This window comes from Anabaena sp. FACHB-1391 (genome assembly GCF_014696755.1).
In the GTDB taxonomy this organism is placed as follows: Bacteria; Cyanobacteriota; Cyanobacteriia; order Cyanobacteriales; family Nostocaceae; genus Dolichospermum; species Dolichospermum planctonicum.
The window spans coordinates 18481-35836 of the sequence record NZ_JACJQS010000009.1 but is presented as its reverse complement, the minus strand read 5'-3'; the positions used below and the strand labels follow the sequence as shown (position 1 = coordinate 35836).

Sequence of the window (17356 nt, the reverse complement as noted above, 5' to 3'; positions counted from 1 at the left end):
GTCGTAAATGTTTCAAGACCTTACTTTTACGACGGTAAGCTTTGGGATTTTTGAAAATCTGACCATTGCTACAAATAGAAGAGAGTTAAATTTATACCTTAACACCTTCCAATTCCTGATCAGTTAAATCATACAATTTTCGCAATTGATCTAATTTATCTCCATCAGCTTGCCATAAACCGCGTCCTGACGCTTCCAACATTCTCCCCAAAATATTCTTAAAAGCTTCAGGATTTGCTTTACGTAATTTTTCCGCCATTTCTGGATCTAAAGCATAAGTATCCGCGGCTTGATCATAAACCCAATCATCTTGAAAATCAGCAGTTCCACCCCAACCAATTAACGCCGTCATGCGTTGAGAAATTTCAAAAGCGCCACCAGAACCTTGATTAGCCATTGCGTCAGCCCATTTAGGATTTAATAACTTAGTTCTGTATTCCATGCGTAATAAATCATCTAAATTGCGGGGTGTGGTATCTTTAGAAAAACTTTCCACAAAACTGGCTTGTACCTTTTTACCACTTTGTTTTTCAGCGGCCTTTTTCAAACCGCCCGTATTGGCATAATATTCCTGAATATCAGTTAAACCATATTCTACCGAATCTATTTCTTGAACAATGCGATCGCTAGTTTTCAACAAAGTTTGTAATACCTCTGGTCTAGCTTGTCCCTTATCATTTCTCCCATAACTAAAGACATTACGACTTTCCCAAGTATTCCCCAAATCTTCCCCAGACTCCCAATTACCATCAACTACTCTATCATTAACCAAAGAACCGAAATCACCGGCAGGGTTAGAGAACAATCTAGCCGAATAATTTTCCACACCTTGAGCTTTTAAAGCCAAAGCGTGTTTTCTAATAAAATTCATGTCTTCTGGTTCATCAATTTCCGCAGCACGTTGAAACAAATCATCCAACAACTCAATAATATTCACAAAACTATCCCGAAAAATACCCGATAGATTTGCTAACACATCAATGCGGGGATGTCCCACCTCAGCAAGAGGTTTTAAATCATATCTAACAATTCTTCCAGTTCCCTCCTTCACAGGTTCAGCGCCCACCAATTCCAAGAGAATCCCCAAAGATTCACCCTTAGTTTTAATAGCATCCAAACCCCATAATAAAACCGCCACAGTTTCAGGATATTTCTTATTTTCACTCAAAGACTGAGAAATAATTTTCTGAGCAATTTCCTTACCCCGTGCAAAAGCGGCTGGAGAAGGCATACGATAGGGATCTAAAGCGTGAATATTCCTTCCCGTCGGTAAAACACCAGCACCATCTCGTAACAAATCCCCACCAGGTGCGGGAAGAATAAACTCACCATTTAAACCCCTTAAAAGATTAGTTAACTCATCAGTAGATTGATTTAATAACCTTGTAATTTCCTCCTCCTCTCCGTGTTCTCTGTGCCTCTGTGGTTCGTTTCCAAAATAAGCATCCAAATAACCAGTTAACTCCTCCTGACTTGGTGCTGCACCTAAAGTATGTAAACCAGAGGAAAAAAGACGATTTTCCAGAACTTGCAAATACTCATATAACTTTACCAAATAATGATCAAAAGCGTGATTGCTGAACATTCTCACATTTTCCGGTGTAAAAGGAATCCCCAAGTTTTTCGCATCATCAAAAGGACAATCCACCTCCAAACCAGTATCAACAATCTTTTTACAAATTCCTTCCTTTAGCAGATAATTCTTGGCTGGATCTTCGCGGTATTCTGCAATTAAATCCCGTAAATTTACCAACTCCTTATATAAACCAGCGCGGCCATAGGGAGGAACATTATGAGAGATTAACACCCCATAACCGCGACGTTTAGCTAATATTGATTCTGAAGGATTATTTGCTGCGTAGATATAGAGATTTGGCAGATTTCCTAAAAGAATATCAGACCAGGAATAGCCGGTATTTCCTAAGGGTGAACCTGGCAACCATTCTACAGTTCCGTGCATTCCAAAATGGACAACAGCATCAGCTTGAAAATCATTTTGTAACCATTTATAATAAGCTGCATATTGAGGGTGGGGGGTGAGGTCTCTTTCAAACATTAACCGCATGGGATCTCCTTGAATACCCAAAGGTGGCTGGACACCTATCCAGATGTTACCTAATTGCACACCACCAATATTAAACTCATCACCATAAGTTTTAATGCCGCTACCGGTGAGGTATTTCCATTGTTTTTCTATGCGAGATGTCAACAGATAGCCTAACCATTTTTCTAATGTTTTAGCATTCACCGTTGTCAGATCTTTTTTATTATTTTCTACTAAGGGATTAATTTCATCTGCTGCTTTAATTTGTCGAATTAATTCTTCTCCGTCTTCGGGAATATCACCAACTGTATAACCCTGTGCTTTGAGTGCATTTAGTAATTTAATTAAACTGCGGGGAACGTTTAATAATGCAGCAGTTCCCACCGCACCATAACCGGGGGGAAAACCATATAAAATAATGGCAATTTTTCGCGCAGAAATAGGTTTTTGTCCCAGGGAAACCCAGCTTTTGACTCTATTAGTTAAACGCTGTATTCTTTCAGGAATCAAATAAATTTGTTCACCGACTAAACCACCCAGGGGAATTGTATCAATTGCACCATCTAATTCTGGTAAGGCATATAAGACAACGCTTTGCAAACCGCCCACACCTTGGCGTGTCCAAGAATAAATATCTTGAATTAATAACGGTGCTGCGACGATATAAGGGACATTTTTGGCTGAGAGAATGCGTTTAGCTACTTCCACCTGTCTTCCCGCTTCCATAGAACCCGCAGGACCACCAACCAGGGGAAAACCGATGGTAGAAACTATGGCATTAATTTTTACCGCTTCTGAGGAAAGTGAAGGCGTTTCCAGATTACCTTGTTGACGCTGTTGGGTTTCGTAGTCGCTGGTCATCCAATCTCTGACGGCTACGTGACCTTCTACACCGTTGATAAAGATGGGTAGGGGGATTAACCCTGTTTTTTCAAAATGCCGTATCAGTTGGGGAATATAGGGCAGTTTGGTGATTACGTGCTTTCTGTAAAGTAGAATACCAATAACTGGCTTTGTGGGGTGGACATCTTGCCCGCCTTTCTTAGGCAGGTGAGACACTCGCCCTACAAGATACCATTGTAAATACTCACGGGGTGAGGTAAAAAAACCTGGATAGTCGGGATGTAATAAGCCCATGTTGGGAGTTTCCGTGGGTGGTGGTATATCTCCAACTTTTAAATCTAAGTATTTTTCTGCAATTGTCCAAAATAAGGAAGCGACATTTTCTGAACCGCCGGCGTTCCAATAACCATAGATAATTAACCAGTTGCGTAGGTCTTGGACTTTTTGGACTGGGATAAATTTTAATAACTTAGGTCCGATTTTCAGGAAACTGATATAACCGGCAAGTTTGTCTTCTTCTTTACCATTAGTGAATTTATCAAGAATGAATTTAATCGGTTTAGGCATTCCTGCGGGTTTGTCACCGATAGCAAATGCACCGATTTTCGTTAAACTAATTAATTCTAGTGCTGACTCGAAAATGAGACGAATGGGAATATTAACGATACGCTCCCGCAACCACATAACTTGGTCATAATCAAAGATTAAACTACCAAAGAAGACATCTGCATTTTTAAGTGCTGTTTCTACTTCGGTGCTGTTTGTGGTAATATTGCGATCGCTGAAAACTCGAATATCCAAATCTGGACAGCGAGAACTAGCTAAACTAGCCGCTGTTCGGTATAAGTCCGCGTTAAAGGATTCAAATCCAGCAATTAAGACAATGCGTTTCATCATGCTTTGGCTACGAAATATTTCTTTACCTTAATCTTAAACATTTTTGGGGATTAATGGGGGTTTGAAACGGAATCTCTACCTAAAGCAATTAATTGATCGCGTTTGGCTAAAGCGTGAAAGCTTACTGAGGGATAACCGCTCCCATGCTCCCATTGAAGTAAGAAATAAATCTTTAGACTTGTCTAGGTTTTATATAGCAGATTAAAATCATATCTATCCTTTTTGGAAATACATTAACAAGTAGTGGATCATTGAAATACCAGTAAAGTTACTCAAGGAGATACAAATGAAATACGGCATTGACATTGGTCACAACTGCCCACCCGATAGTGGTGCAAGCGGCATAAGATCGGAAGATAGGTTAACAATGGAGGTAGGCAATAAGGTTATAGATAAATTAGAAAGTTTAGGACATACAGTCATTCCCTGTAAACCCAATAGCGCCAGTACAGTAAATCGTTCTTTAGGTAGCCGCTGTGATAAAGCCAATAATAACCGAGTAGATTTTTTTGTATCTATTCATTTTAATGCCTTTAATGGTCAAGCCAATGGGACTGAAGTATTTGCGATTAGCGACGGTGGCAGAAAAGTTGCCCAAAAAGTATTAGATGAAATTGTCAAATTAGGCTTTTTTAATCGTGGTGTTAAAAGTGGTTCTCACTTGTATGTTCTTAGAAGAACAAATATGCCGGGAATTCTTATAGAGGGTTGCTTCATTGATTCTGCCAAAGATATGCAAATATATGATGGTGAAGCAATGGCCAACGCCATAGTTGCTGGGTTAACAGGTAAAGCAGCAAATACTCCTGCAAATCCTGTTCCTAATGTACCTGTAAATCCTGTTCCTAATGCTCCTGCAAATTCTGTGATAGATGAAGAACAGAATAAAGATAAGAGCATTCTGAGACTACAACAGAGTTTAAATCGTCTGAAAATTACAGATAAAAATAATCGCCCCTTAACAGAAGATAATAGCATGGGACCGGCGACATCTTCGGCAATAGAAAAATTCCAGAGAATTGTGGGAGTTTTACCAACGGGAATAGCGGGTAATACCACCTGGGATGCTATTAATCAAATATTAGCTAAACGGGTGATTCAAGGAACTCATGCCAGTGGTGTGATTATTAAATATTTGCAATACCGTGTAGGTGCTGATCCTGATGGTATTTATGGTCCAAAAACAGAAGCAGCAATCAAGAAATTTCAACAGCAAAACGGTTTAACTGCTGATGGTATTGTTGGGTCAATGAGTTGGCAGAAATTGATAAATTAGTATCAACTTTTTATAGATTCCCGACCTCTTTAAGAAGTCGGGGATCTGAGTTTTTACCTGCTGGCAACTCTCTTGCCTTCGTTTCCTGAAGATTCCTTCGTGGTTTATCCTTTCGTGACTTGTACGTAAGTCTTATGACTCCTGAATTATCTAAAATAGACTGTATTTTTTGAACCAACTTGAGTTAGAATGTAATATCCTAAAATATAGACTTATTCATCATCAGCGAGAAATCCGCACCCAAAATCAGGTAAGCGTCGCGCTAGGATGTAATACATTAACGGCATCATCTCAGACTATCAGTTAATTATGGAAAATTCCCCCATCAAGGCAGTTCAAGCTTCTTACTACGGCGACAGTTCCTTCCGCACACCGCCGCCAGATTTGCCTTCTCTACTGTTAAAAGAGCGAATTGTCTATCTGGGAATGCCTTTAGTTTCAGCAGACGAATACAAGCGTCAAATGGGTGTTGATGTAACAAAGCTGATTATTGCTCAGTTACTCTATCTGAAATTTGACAACCCAGACAAGCCGATCTTCTTTTACATCAATTCTACGGGTACATCTTGGTACACAGGTGATGCCATTGGTTATGAGACGGAAGCCTTTGCCATTTGTGATACCATTAATTATATCAAGACCCCTGTACATACAATTTGCATTGGTCAAGCTTTGGGAACAGCAGCGCTGATTCTATCAGCGGGAACTAAAGGCCATAGAGCTAGTTTACCTCATGCCACTATTGTCCTCAATCAACCTCGCAGTGGTACGAGGGGTCAAGCAACAGATATTCAAATTTACGCTAAGGAAGTGTTAGCAAACAAAACAGCTATCCTGGATATTTTCTCGAAAAATACTGGACAGCCCCCCGAAAAAATTGCCAAGGATACTGAGCGAATGTTTTATTTAACTCCCCAACAAGCTAAAGAATACGGATTAATTGACCGTGTTTTAGAAAGCATGAAGGATCTACCCAAACCTTTACCAGTAATTGCTTAACTTATTTACAATCATCCCTTATTTCTTCTAATTATCCATGATGCCTGTTGATTCAGCACTTCGAGTACCTTATAACATTCCTGGTAGTAATCAGTGGCAATGGGTTAGTATTGGTCAACGCATGGCTCAGGAACGCATTCTTTTCTTGAACCAGCCACTTACTACCAATGTGGCCAATTCCCTCGTTTCCTCAATACTGTATCTGGAGTCAGAGGATCAAACTAAACCCATCTACCTTTATATCAATTCTCTCGGTGATCCTGTCCTAGCTGGTATGGATGAAACCGCTGGTATGATGTCAATTAAGGCCTGTTTGGCAATCTACGACACAATACAGTACATTAAGTCAGAAATTGTCACTATCTGCTTAGGTCAAGCCGTGGGTATGGCCGCCTTAATTTTATCATCGGGAAGGAAAGGCAAAAGATTTAGTTTACCTCATGCGAATATCGCCCTGACTCAGTTTAGTGTGGCTACTCGCGGTCAAGCAACCGATATTCAAGTTAACGCTGAAGAAGTTTTGCTGAAAAAATCGGTGATTATTGATATTTTTTGCCAAAATACGGGACAAACAGCCGAAAAAATCTCGAAAGATAGTGAACGTATTTTCTATATGACTCCCCAGGAAGCACAGGAATACGGAATAATTGATCGGGTGCTGGAAAGTACCAAGAATTTAGCAAAATCTCTTCCAGTTTGATCTCAATTGACAATTACGGAAAATCTACAGTTCTATCTTCATAGTCTCTACTAAAATTGTCCTATGCCTATTGGTATTCCCAAAGTTCCCTATCGTCTCCCTGGTAGCAGCTACGAACAATGGATCGATCTCGAAGATCGTCTATTTCGGGAGCGGATTATTTTCTTGACAGAAGAAGTAGATGATGGTATTGCTAATGCCATTGTCGCTTACTTACTTTATTTAGATTCCGAGGATCAGAGTAAGCCAATTTATTTGTATATCAATTCTCCCGGTGGTTCTGTAACAGCAGGTTTGGCGATTTACGACACAATGCAGCACATCAAATCTGAGGTAGTGACAATTTGTGTCGGTTTGGCTGCGTCCATGGGGTCTTTTCTTTTGGCTGCGGGAACTAAAGGTAAACGCATGGCTTTACCTCACTCCCGGATTATGATTCATCAACCTTCCGGTGGTACTCGTGGACAAGCTTCTGATATCGAAATCGAAGCTAGGGAGATTTTACGGCTACGTCACCAATTAAATCAAATTTATGTTGATAAGACTGGTCAAACTTTAGAGAAAATTGAGAAAGATATGAATCGTGACTTTTTTATGTCTGCTCAAGAAGCTCAGGAATATGGTTTAATTGATCGGGTGATTGAAGAACGTATTTAGATAGTAGGAAATAATTCAAAATTCAAGATGTAAAGTTCATTTGAATTTTGAATTTTGAATTTTGAATTGGAGTTAAGCCAACATGGATCTTCAAGATTGCTATCGTTTATTGGGTTTAAGGTCGGGAGCTTCTTTTGCGGATGTGAAAGCGTCCTATCGCCGATTGGTACAGCAATATCATCCTGATATTAATCCAGATGATCTCAAAGCAAAAGATAAATTTATTGCAGTGAATGAGGCTTATAAGTTCCTGCAAATGATCTTATCACCAGAGGAAATTAAGCCACAGTCTCATGACCTGAAAACTCAGGTTTCTGGTTTTTCAGAAGTGAAAACGCAGGTAACAACAGCAAATATCAAAGTTACATCTCACCCAGCAAATTTGCAGGATATCGAACAACGGTTAAAATGGAAGACGTATGAACAATTACAGCGGTTTTTACAAGCAAGACGTTTTCCCCAAGCGATCGCTTTAGCGGAAGCTTTACTGGCACGTTTACCAGCAGATGTAGAAGTACGTCAATGGTTAGCGATCGCTTATCAAATCTGGGGACGAGCTTTAATTACAGAAAAACAATTCCCAAAAGCCAGAATTTATCTGAAAAAAGCCTTAAAAACCGACCCAGACAATAAAGCTTTATGGTCTGAAGTTCAGCAGGATTTTCAGCGTTTGGGAGTTTAGGTAATGGCCATGGAAAAATTATATGTCTAAATCTGTGATTACTATCACCGTTAAGTTATTTGCTGCTTATCAAGAAGCCTATGGAGTCTCTGAATTGATCTGGGATTTTCCTGATGGTACAATAGTTAAGTCGGTATGCGATCGCTTAATTACTGAACATCCAGAACTGACGCAGTGGAGTCAAATAACTCGCTTTGGTGTTAATTTACAATTTGTGGAAGCAGATACCATTCTTCAAAATGGTGACGAAGTGGTTTTAATTCCGCCGGTGAATGGTGGTTAATAAGGACATATTCAAATACATTAAAAATAAATTACATATCATTAAATATGATTAAGTTAATTTTTACAGCTATTTTAATAATTTTCCTGACAGGTTGTACTAGTATTGCCTTATTACCAACACCAGAATTAGTGCAAAAAGCGATCGCATTCCAGCTAGAACAAACCCAACAGCAACTTAACCAACAGCTAGATTTAAACTTGCAAAAATTTGATATTCAGCGGATATCTATTACTCAACAACAACCGTTGACCATTGGAAACTTACCAGCTTACCGGGTACAGGGAAATTATGACCTGACTGTGAAATTGCCAAAACGCAGTTTTAAACAAGTGCAAAAACCCTTTGAAGTTTATCTGCAAATTCAGAAAGAAGGTAAAAGTTGGCGGTTATTAATACCAGAAAAAAACTCTCAATATCCTCAAATAAAAGGCAAAAGTTACTTAATTCTTTAAACGTTAAAAGTTCGGTATTTTTGGATAATAGTTAATAAATTCGTCACTGACTGTGTGGGCTTCTCAGGAGAGTATGAATAAATTTACGACCGCTATAATCCAAAATTCCCAAGCCATGATAGATTAAACCTCTATCAATAGATATAAATTACAAAAAAACACTAATTAGGTATTGGCAGTTTTCAAGATTGCCTATATATTATATTTCAAGATTGCATCTCCAGAAGGATTTTATGGTAATTCAAAAACCGCAATGGTTTAAAACTGCTTTCCAAATCAAAGGTTCAGTAATTACTGCTATTTATCAACGGGTGATTTTAACTGGGGCTTTTGGAGTATTAGTTTCTCTACTTTATTATAGTAAAGTCCCGGTTTCTCAACCCATTTTAGCTAGTGTTATTCCTAGTATAGTCTTAGGTTTATTATTAGTATTTCGGACAAATACAGCTTATGAACGTTTTTGGGAAGGGAGAAAATGCTGGGGTTCAATGGTTAATACTATCCGCAATTTAGCCCGACAAATCTGGGTATGTATTGATGAAAAACGACCGGAAGATAAAGATAATAAAATTGATGCTTTAAATTTACTGGTAGCTTTTGGAATAGCGACAAAATTGCATTTACGAAGTGAACCTATCAATAGTGATTTAGAAGCATTAATACCCGAATCTAAATATATCAAATTAAAGATTATTAATAATCCTCCTTTAGAAATTGCTTTTTGGATTAGTGATTATTTACAACAGCAGTATAATCGTAATTGTCTCAATAGTTATCAAATGGCTTCTTTGCAAGAATTGTTGAATATTTTGGTAGATAATTTAGGTGCGTGTGAACGAATTTTAAAAACACCCATGCCCCTTGCTTATGCTATTCACCTTAAACAATTATTGTTCTTATACTGCTTCCTTTTGCCATTTCAAATAGTAGAGAGTTTGGGTTGGTGGACTGGGTTAATTTCTGCTTTAGTCAGTTTTACCTTATTCGGTATTGAAGCCATTGGTTTAGAAATTGAAAACCCCTTTGGTTATGATGAAAATGACTTACCTTTAGACGCAATTTGCAAAACTATGAAACGGAATATTGATGATATCATCAGCTTAACTCCTAGTGTGCAAAAATCATAATCAGATGGGAAACTGCTGTAATTTATCAGTTTTTATCAGTTTTTATCTGCGTTAATCTGCGGTTAATGATTCTCAAAATTTGATTCTGTGAGTTTGATTATAAACGGAGATACTCCCTCAACAAATGCCTGAGTAGATTCATAGGGCATAACATTTTTACCAGTTATTTTTATTCCCTGACTTTGAGATACACAATTGAGATAATGCGCTAATCTTTGATCTGGACTTTCTTGTTTGCTTTCTTTACTAATACCCAGGGAGTTTTGTCCCATAACTAACAATGTAGGATAGGGAATTGCAGCAATATCACTACTGTAATCTCTTTGCCAAAACCTCGCTAAAAAAGCAAATACGGCATAACGTCCATTGATATTTTTAGCATCTGCTTCTAGCATATTTAACCATTCATCATCAACATTTTCACTAGCAGCAAACAATTTTTCCACCGAGAAAGAATACAAAAACTTACGGGTGCGAGCATAGCGGAAAAAAGCATTACCTATGGGGGATGTAAAAATGCTCCAAAGTAGATTTTGTTGCCATTTAGGGGCGTTTTTAGTAATTACTGGCCAAGATGTAGGATCAGAAAATACTAACCCAGCAATTAATTCTTTTTCCAGTTTGACTAATTCAATAGCAACTGGTAATAAAGCCCCTTGCACTACTATAATAACAGGTTTTTTGACCACAGTTTGCAAGAAGTATTGTAACTGTTTTGCCCAGTTAATTGGTTTGTGTGCTAGAGGTGGCATATCACTTTCACCACAACCCAGTAAATCGGGATTGTAAATAGGATTTTGGTGATTTTTATCATACCATTCTCGGCAGAATCGCTGCCAAAATTGCCGTGATAATCCTACTCCTATGGGATGAATTAACAGTAAAGGAATACCCGTTGCTGGAGAATTGAGCGGTTGATGAATTTCGTAAGCACAGCGGTAATTTTGCCACAGATAATATTGGGTAGGAGATGCTGTTTTAGATTTAGATAAGGACATAATTTTAAGTTTTTATAGGGGGAGTTTTAAGAATTGCTAAAAAATGATGCGGGGATGAATAAATTGATAACCAGCATCTTTAAGTTTTTGATTGGATACCCAGGCATTATAGGGGCGGATATTTTTATTATTTGCATCCCAAATAACATTAGGTAAATTATTTTTTGTCATCAGATTATCAAGTAATTCTTTATTCGTGAGATGACTATCATCAACAAGATTATAAATACCTTCTAAGCGATGTTCACGGGCAAATTCTATAGTACCAACTATATCATCAAGGTGAATCCAATTGGTGATATCTTCGCCATTACCAGCGCGGGTTGTTCCTGCGGCTCTAGCAAATATTTTTACCAATTCTCTACCGGGTCCATAAATACCGCCTAAACGTAAAATACACACGCGGGTATTTTCATTATTTGCTGATAATAATATGTCTTCTGTTTTTCGTAGCAGTTGAGAATTGCGATTAGCTGGTGCTGGTGGACTTTCTTCGTCTACCCATACGCCATTTCTATCTCCATAAATTGAATAACTACCTGTATATATTACTTGACGAACATTAGGAAATTTGGGAAGTAGAGAAACTAGATTTTTAGCAGTTTCTACATAGGTTTCTTCATAGGAATCGGCGTTTTTTGCCCCTACACTTAATAAGACAACATTCTGATTTTTTAATACGGCTTTTAACCCTACTAAATCGTTACCTGGAGTGACAATAACTTTGGGTGCAATTGTTTCTAAAACTGGTATACGTTCTGGGCTAGTTGTGGTGACAGTCAGCAGAAAATTACTGTTTGACTGCCAATATTTGCCAACTGCATAACCTACGTAACCACAACCGATGATTGCAATATTCATGATGTTTAATAGAACTAAAATAAATTCAACTATTTTTAAGAATTACCAGTTAATAATCAAATAGTACAGGAATATGCAAGTTTTTAACTAATGGCTATTAGGTTAACTTTTTATTTCTGCCTATTCATATCTATAACGGTAGGTTGACTTGGTTTTTTGCTTTTTAGCGACTAGATTTGATTTTAGGTATGAATTGTACCATCTGGCATGATCGCTCCGGCTAAGTTAGCACCAATTAATTTTACCAGCAAGCGATCGCCAGAACGAATTCTTGCCCCTGTCAAATCAGCGCCCCGCAAATCAGCCCCGCTGAAATCCGCACCAACCAAATTTGCCGAGCGTAAATTTGCCTCTCTTAAATCTGCTAAAAGTAAGTTAGCTCTAAATAAATTGGCTTCTGACAAATTCGCACCTCTCAAAATCACTTTGTGCATAAAAGTATCACTGAGATTAGACCTGCTTAAATTAGCATAACTCAAGTTTCTTCCTGATAAGTCCCGATTACTCAAGTTAGCGCGACTAAAATCTTTACCACTCAAATCTGAATTTGGCTGTGGTTGTTGATAGGTTGTTTTTGGTGAGTAAGAGTAAGTTTTGGATGGTTTATCTGGTTGAGAATTAGGGGAAAGCGGCTGTTTATCTCCTAAAGAGCGCAATTTATCCCGCGCCATATTCAATGATTTCAGCTTTTCCTGAGCTTTGTGCTGTAAACGCAGATTGTCTTTTGGGAGGCGGTCTGGGTGCCAAACAAACACTAAATCTTTATAAGCCTGATTTATTTCTTCCAGTGTGGCCCCCGGCTCTAATTCCAAGATTCTGTAGTACCGCTCCAATTCGCTCGTCATGATATATTAGTGAAGATGAAGATAATAATTGAACAAATGATGGGTTATGCAGTCATTTGTTCAGTATAACGATTGATTGCTGCTGCTATCGGCATGGAATTGAACAAACTATTCAACCCACTGGCGGAAATTGTACCAGGAAGCGTCAGCAATGCCCTGAACTTATTTAGGGTTGGGAAAAAAAGTATTTTTGCGGACTTTAGGAGTCAACAGGGAAATGTGAGAATTTTTGAGAATCCTCGAAAATTTGATCCAGTGTATTTAAAATCAATGAACTACAACATTTAAAAACAAAGTCTTATCTGATCAATCCATTTCGCCAGCGACCAATGGCTTGCAAATATGCTACAACGGGGACGCGGTAGACCTCAATCACAATCCAAACAATAATTGCTAAGTGCGACAAAAAAGTTAATACTGTCCAAATCAATGGAATCCAGGTGAAAAAATCATCAGCCGCAGGGGGAAAACAATATACCGTAATACCTATCAAAGTTGTAGGTAAAATGACAAAAGCAATGGCAGCTAAACTATAACCCCAACCTAATTCCACACCTAATAATTGAGCTTGAGTCCACTTAAATCCATTCCAATGCCAAACTAATGGTGGTTCTCTAGAAGGCATTTTCACTTGCTGTAGTTCCAAATTGACCGTAAGAATTTCGTGGCAAAAATCACAGCACATAGCCTCCATCATTGGCATTTGCGAAATTTTACCAATACGACATACTGGACATGGATAATCTTCTTGAAAGTTTAAAGATTTTGATCTAATTGGGGAATTGTCCATGATTAAACTACTCTTTTTTCAACTTTCCTATGATCTTATCTATTCCCTACCCTAAATAAGCCTGTTTAACTTTTTCATCTTTAATTAAATCTGAGGCTGCACCTGTTAAAATCATAGAACCTGCTTCTAATACATAGCCTCGGTCTGCAATTTTCAAAGCTAAATTAGCATTTTGTTCAACTAATAAAATCGTAACTCCTGTTGTTCGTAAATTCTGAATAATTGTAAAAATTTCTTTAACAATCCCAGGGGCTAAACCTAAACTGGGTTCATCTAAAAGTAAGAGTTTTGGTCTACTCATTAAAGCCCGTGCAATAGCTAACATTTGTTGTTCTCCACCGCTGAGAGTTCCTGCTAATTGATTGCGTCTTTGTGCTAACCGAGGAAATAGATCAAATTGCTGAGAAATATCTGTTTTAATGTTTTTATCTCCACGCACATAAGCCCCCAACATTAAGTTATCAAAAACCGTTTGTTTGGCTAAAATTCTCCGCCCTTCTGGACAATGGGCTAAACCAAGTTTTAACATTTCATGGCCTTGACGACGATTGATATTTCGTCCTTGATAAATAATATTTCCACTTTGGGGATTTAGCATTTTAGAAATTGCTTTTAATGTGGTAGTTTTACCAGCACCATTTGCACCAACTAGGGTGACTACTTCACCTTTTTTAATAGTTAAATTAACTTTTTTTAAGGCTTGAATACCACCATAACTGACATTGATTTCTTGTAGATCTAAGATGATTTCCCTGGTTAATTGATGTTGATCTGTGTTCATTATCATTCATTCCCTAAATAAGCGGCAATTACCTTTGGATTGTTTCTAATCAGAGATGGTTTATCCAAAGCTATTAACTGTCCAAAATCTAAAACTGCAATCCGATCACACAATCCCATAACTAATGGTACATGATGTTCAATTATAATAATAGTGAAATGAAAGCGATCGCGCAAATCTCGAATAAATTCACTCAATTGCTGTTTTTCGTTAAGGTTCATTCCGGCCGCAGGTTCATCTAAAAGTAAAATTTGCGGTTCTAAAGCTAAAGCCCGGGCAATTTCTAGACGACGTTGATCACCATAGGCTAAATTTTTAGCTTTTTCTTCGGTGCGATTATCTAAACCAATTAATGTTAATAATTCTAAGGCTTTTTGTCTACTGTTTTCCTCCTCCTTGACTGCTAATGGTAAACCTAACACTCCTGTAATAATATTGCTGTGAGTGTGTAAATGTCTGGCAATAATTACATTATCTAATACCGATAATTCCCCAAATAAGCGAATATTTTGAAATGTTCTCGCAATTCCTAAACCCGCAATTTGATGAGGTGGTAATTGAGAAATTACTCGACCTTGATAAATTAATTCACCACTAGAAGGAGGAATTAAACCAGTAATTAAATTAAATAGTGTAGTTTTACCAGCGCCGTTAGGTCCAATGAAGCCAAAAATCTCTCCCTGATTAACAGAAAAAGATAGATTATTGACTGCGACTACACCACCAAAACGACGGGTTAATTCTTTTGCTGTTAACATCATCTTAACTATGATTTATGTAATTTAAATTCAAAAAAGGTGAAATTGTCAAGTTTGTTTGAGAAAATACTTTTTCAATGTTAAGGATTTCCCTTTTTCCCCTTCCCTCTTTTAGCGGTAATTGAAAATTGACAGATTCTTAGCTTTAGCTGCTTAAAAATATCAGGAGTGACTAAACCTTGGGGAAAAAATATTGTACCAATGACAATTAACAAACCAAAAATAATTAATCTTCCATCTCGTAAAAAATGGGCAAACCAATCAGGTAACCCACCTGTATCAGCGAGATTTCTTAATACTTCTGGTAAAGCTGTAAATACCATTCCTCCTAATACTGCGCCTAAAAAACTTCTAGAACCACCAATTAACACATAAGTCAAGTAAATAATACTAGCATCAAAAGTACCTTGACGGGCATTCCAAGTATTCAGAAAATGGGCGCTAATTGCGCCAACTACCCCGGCTAAAATTGAACCCAAGGTAAAGGCTAAAACTTTATAATAGGTGGGGTTAATTCCCATTGCTCCCGCTGCTAATTCATCTTCACGGATAGCAATAAAAGCTCGGCCAATACGAATACGTTCTAGACGATAAATCACCACCATACTGATAATTAATAAAGGTAAAGCAATCCATAAATATTCTATTGGTGTTTGGAAAGGTTGGGGAATACCAAAAATACCAACTGCACCACCTGTGATCTCTAAATTTAAAGATATCACCCGCAAAACTTCCACAAAAGCAATGGTAGCAATTGCTAAATAAATTCCTCGCAATCTTAAAGCGGGAACTCCCACGGCTACACCTAATAAACCGGAAATAATTCCAGCAATTAACATCTCAAATAATAAGATATGAATTGGGAGTAAATCACTATTAGAGATATTAGATATAAAAACTTTAGTAGAAAAAATGGCGGCAATATATCCACCTATAGCATAAAATCCCGGACTAGCTAAAGATAATTGTCCGGTCATTAATGGCAGGTAAAGTGATAGTCCCAGCAGTGAACCTAAGACCATTGAGACAATTAAAGAGCCGTAAGTAGAAAAAAATTCAGCCATATTTTGGTGTGGGAAACATTTTGCATTTTATAGTTAGTATACATCAATCTTGTACCTCATTGACTGACAATATGCTGTATTAAGAAGCATTTGCCCACCAATTTCGCAAAGGATGATTTTTTGGAGGTTGATAATGTCTTTTAATTCTAATTGCGTTGAGTACATTATTTAATAATAAATGATTAACACTTTGATGCGACGTTCTCCTTTTTCAATAGCGATCATGGTGGTGCGTGCAGCGTCAATAATTTTGGCTGCATCCGCTTGAGTCATGTTGCATTTTTTACGCGCTTGTTGGAGGATTTCTCCTAATGTCCGCAGATAAATGTTATCCAGGATGTTGGTAGTCATGATGTTTCTTTGATAATGTCAGGTAATAATTATATTAATTTAGCTATAATGTCAGGTTTTAATATAGTTGACAAATAGATTACTTGTTAATATTATAGTTACAAGTGCATCACCTGTAAATACTTTAATTCATTATTAGTCAATCAGACTAATAAGAACGATAATTTAGGAGTAGTGAATCATGGTTAGTTAGATATGCCTTCCAAAAAACCGCAAATGACAATTCGCATAGAAGAAGATGAATATAAATACTTAGAAGATTGGGCTGCTAGAGAGTTTCTCAGTGTTCCGCAATTAGCTAAGGTGATTGTCAAGAGAGCGATCGCCCAAAATAAAAAATCTCAACAAGTAGAATCACCATGACAGAGGAAGAAAAAATTTCCAGACACGCAGCTACAGACAGAGATAAATGTCAAGAAATGGCTGATAAATACGGATGGGAATTATTGAAAGTAGAACCTACTAATAATAAAATTCTCAAAGTTGATTGTGTGTTTGAAGGTGAAACAGAATTTCCTAATGATCATGAGGAATCAAAATGAGTAAATATATTATTTTTAAAGCAGATAAAGGACAGTTAAAAAACTGGAAAAAAATGTTACTATCTCATACTGGAGCTTGTACTAATATCCTAGCTGAACATTATGATGGTTCTAAAAAACCTATTCCCGAACCAGGTTATAGACTCAAGGAATTTAGTCAAATTGAAGAATATGTAGATTCTGAATTTCCAGGTGCAAGTACACATTATAGAATTGGTGATTGGGAGGTTTCCAAGGTAGAAGAATATGTACCAGATTTACCTCTGGGTACTTTTGAATCAGTAGTTATTTGTTATTGTCGTTATTCCCCAGTAAATACCCCATTAAAACCATTACCAAAAATCCAAGTATCCCCTAGTCTTAAAATAGAAGCGTGAATAGAAACCTGTGGGAAATTGTAGGT

The 17356-nt window shown here is 37.5% G+C and carries 20 protein-coding genes; 11 read left to right on the top strand and 9 right to left on the bottom strand.

Going from position 1 to position 17356, the window contains the following annotated elements:
• Positions 1-91: 91 nt before the first annotated feature.
• Positions 92-3781: a magnesium chelatase subunit H gene (gene bchH, locus H6F62_RS06220; protein WP_137907733.1), complete on the bottom strand. Its 3690-nt coding sequence runs from the start codon at positions 3779-3781 to the stop codon at positions 92-94.
• Between the two features lie 289 nt (positions 3782-4070).
• Between bchH and H6F62_RS06215 the strand changes: the two genes are divergently transcribed.
• The 8 genes from H6F62_RS06215 (at position 4071) to H6F62_RS06180 (ending at position 9963) form a co-directional block, all read left to right on the top strand.
• On the top strand, positions 4071-5060 hold the full coding sequence (locus H6F62_RS06215; protein ID WP_137907686.1) for an N-acetylmuramoyl-L-alanine amidase: 990 nt from the start codon (positions 4071-4073) through the stop codon (positions 5058-5060).
• A 309-nt stretch (positions 5061-5369) separates the two neighbouring features.
• Positions 5370-6059 (top strand): ATP-dependent Clp protease proteolytic subunit, encoded by a 690-nt coding sequence (locus H6F62_RS06210; RefSeq protein WP_028083913.1) that lies wholly within the window; start codon positions 5370-5372, stop codon positions 6057-6059.
• Positions 6060-6096: 37 nt separating this feature from the next.
• Positions 6097-6759 carry an ATP-dependent Clp protease proteolytic subunit gene (locus tag H6F62_RS06205; protein WP_228036471.1) on the top strand — a complete coding sequence of 221 codons (663 nt, stop codon included), beginning with the start codon at positions 6097-6099 and terminating at the stop codon, positions 6757-6759.
• A 63-nt stretch (positions 6760-6822) separates the two neighbouring features.
• The gene (locus H6F62_RS06200) at positions 6823-7416 is read left to right on the top strand and encodes an ATP-dependent Clp protease proteolytic subunit (protein ID WP_137907687.1); all 594 of its coding nucleotides are present in this window, start codon (positions 6823-6825) and stop codon (positions 7414-7416) included.
• An 82-nt stretch (positions 7417-7498) separates the two neighbouring features.
• Complete coding sequence (locus H6F62_RS06195; RefSeq protein WP_190371589.1) at positions 7499-8098, top strand: J domain-containing protein; 600 nt, start codon at positions 7499-7501, stop codon at positions 8096-8098.
• A gap of 22 nt (positions 8099-8120) precedes the next feature.
• A complete protein-coding gene (locus H6F62_RS06190; protein ID WP_028083909.1) occupies positions 8121-8381 on the top strand; it encodes a MoaD/ThiS family protein in 261 nt (86 codons plus the stop codon).
• Positions 8382-8428: 47 nt separating this feature from the next.
• Positions 8429-8836 carry a hypothetical protein gene (locus H6F62_RS06185; RefSeq protein ID WP_190371588.1) on the top strand — a complete coding sequence of 136 codons (408 nt, stop codon included), beginning with the start codon at positions 8429-8431 and terminating at the stop codon, positions 8834-8836.
• A 233-nt stretch (positions 8837-9069) separates the two neighbouring features.
• Positions 9070-9963 carry a bestrophin family ion channel gene (locus H6F62_RS06180; RefSeq protein ID WP_190371587.1) on the top strand — a complete coding sequence of 298 codons (894 nt, stop codon included), beginning with the start codon at positions 9070-9072 and terminating at the stop codon, positions 9961-9963.
• A gap of 62 nt (positions 9964-10025) precedes the next feature.
• Here H6F62_RS06180 and H6F62_RS06175 read toward each other — a convergent pair whose 3' ends face one another.
• From H6F62_RS06175 to H6F62_RS06140, 8 genes are all read right to left on the bottom strand, one after another.
• Entirely contained in the window at positions 10026-10961 is a 936-nt protein-coding gene (locus H6F62_RS06175) for an alpha/beta hydrolase (RefSeq protein ID WP_137907692.1), read from the bottom strand.
• A 36-nt stretch (positions 10962-10997) separates the two neighbouring features.
• Positions 10998-11822 carry an SDR family oxidoreductase gene (locus H6F62_RS06170; protein ID WP_137907693.1) on the bottom strand — a complete coding sequence of 275 codons (825 nt, stop codon included), beginning with the start codon at positions 11820-11822 and terminating at the stop codon, positions 10998-11000.
• 182 nt (positions 11823-12004) lie between these two features.
• Positions 12005-12667, bottom strand: a complete 663-nt coding sequence (locus H6F62_RS06165) for a pentapeptide repeat-containing protein (protein WP_137907694.1) — start codon at positions 12665-12667, stop codon at positions 12005-12007.
• A gap of 298 nt (positions 12668-12965) precedes the next feature.
• On the bottom strand, positions 12966-13457 hold the full coding sequence (locus tag H6F62_RS06160) for a hypothetical protein (RefSeq protein WP_137907695.1): 492 nt from the start codon (positions 13455-13457) through the stop codon (positions 12966-12968).
• Between the two features lie 46 nt (positions 13458-13503).
• Entirely contained in the window at positions 13504-14238 is a 735-nt protein-coding gene (locus H6F62_RS06155; RefSeq protein ID WP_028083902.1) for an ABC transporter ATP-binding protein, read from the bottom strand.
• A gap of 2 nt (positions 14239-14240) precedes the next feature.
• Positions 14241-14999 carry an ABC transporter ATP-binding protein gene (locus tag H6F62_RS06150; RefSeq protein WP_137907696.1) on the bottom strand — a complete coding sequence of 253 codons (759 nt, stop codon included), beginning with the start codon at positions 14997-14999 and terminating at the stop codon, positions 14241-14243.
• Positions 15000-15076: 77 nt separating this feature from the next.
• Positions 15077-16060 carry a branched-chain amino acid ABC transporter permease gene (locus H6F62_RS06145; protein WP_137907697.1) on the bottom strand — a complete coding sequence of 328 codons (984 nt, stop codon included), beginning with the start codon at positions 16058-16060 and terminating at the stop codon, positions 15077-15079.
• A gap of 168 nt (positions 16061-16228) precedes the next feature.
• Positions 16229-16411: a helix-turn-helix domain-containing protein gene (locus H6F62_RS06140; RefSeq protein ID WP_242025916.1), complete on the bottom strand. Its 183-nt coding sequence runs from the start codon at positions 16409-16411 to the stop codon at positions 16229-16231.
• Positions 16412-16606: 195 nt separating this feature from the next.
• Here H6F62_RS06140 and H6F62_RS06135 point away from each other — a divergent pair, with 195 nt between their 5' ends.
• The 3 genes from H6F62_RS06135 to H6F62_RS06125 are packed head-to-tail and all read left to right on the top strand — an operon-like array spanning position 16607 to position 17330.
• On the top strand, positions 16607-16774 hold the full coding sequence (locus H6F62_RS06135; protein ID WP_190371586.1) for a hypothetical protein: 168 nt from the start codon (positions 16607-16609) through the stop codon (positions 16772-16774).
• Positions 16771-16953 carry a hypothetical protein gene (locus tag H6F62_RS06130; protein ID WP_137907699.1) on the top strand — a complete coding sequence of 61 codons (183 nt, stop codon included), beginning with the start codon at positions 16771-16773 and terminating at the stop codon, positions 16951-16953. Before H6F62_RS06135 ends, H6F62_RS06130 begins: the two co-directional genes overlap by 4 nt.
• Positions 16950-17330 (top strand): hypothetical protein, encoded by a 381-nt coding sequence (locus H6F62_RS06125; RefSeq protein ID WP_137907700.1) that lies wholly within the window; start codon positions 16950-16952, stop codon positions 17328-17330. Before H6F62_RS06130 ends, H6F62_RS06125 begins: the two co-directional genes overlap by 4 nt.
• Positions 17331-17356 lie beyond the last annotated feature (26 nt).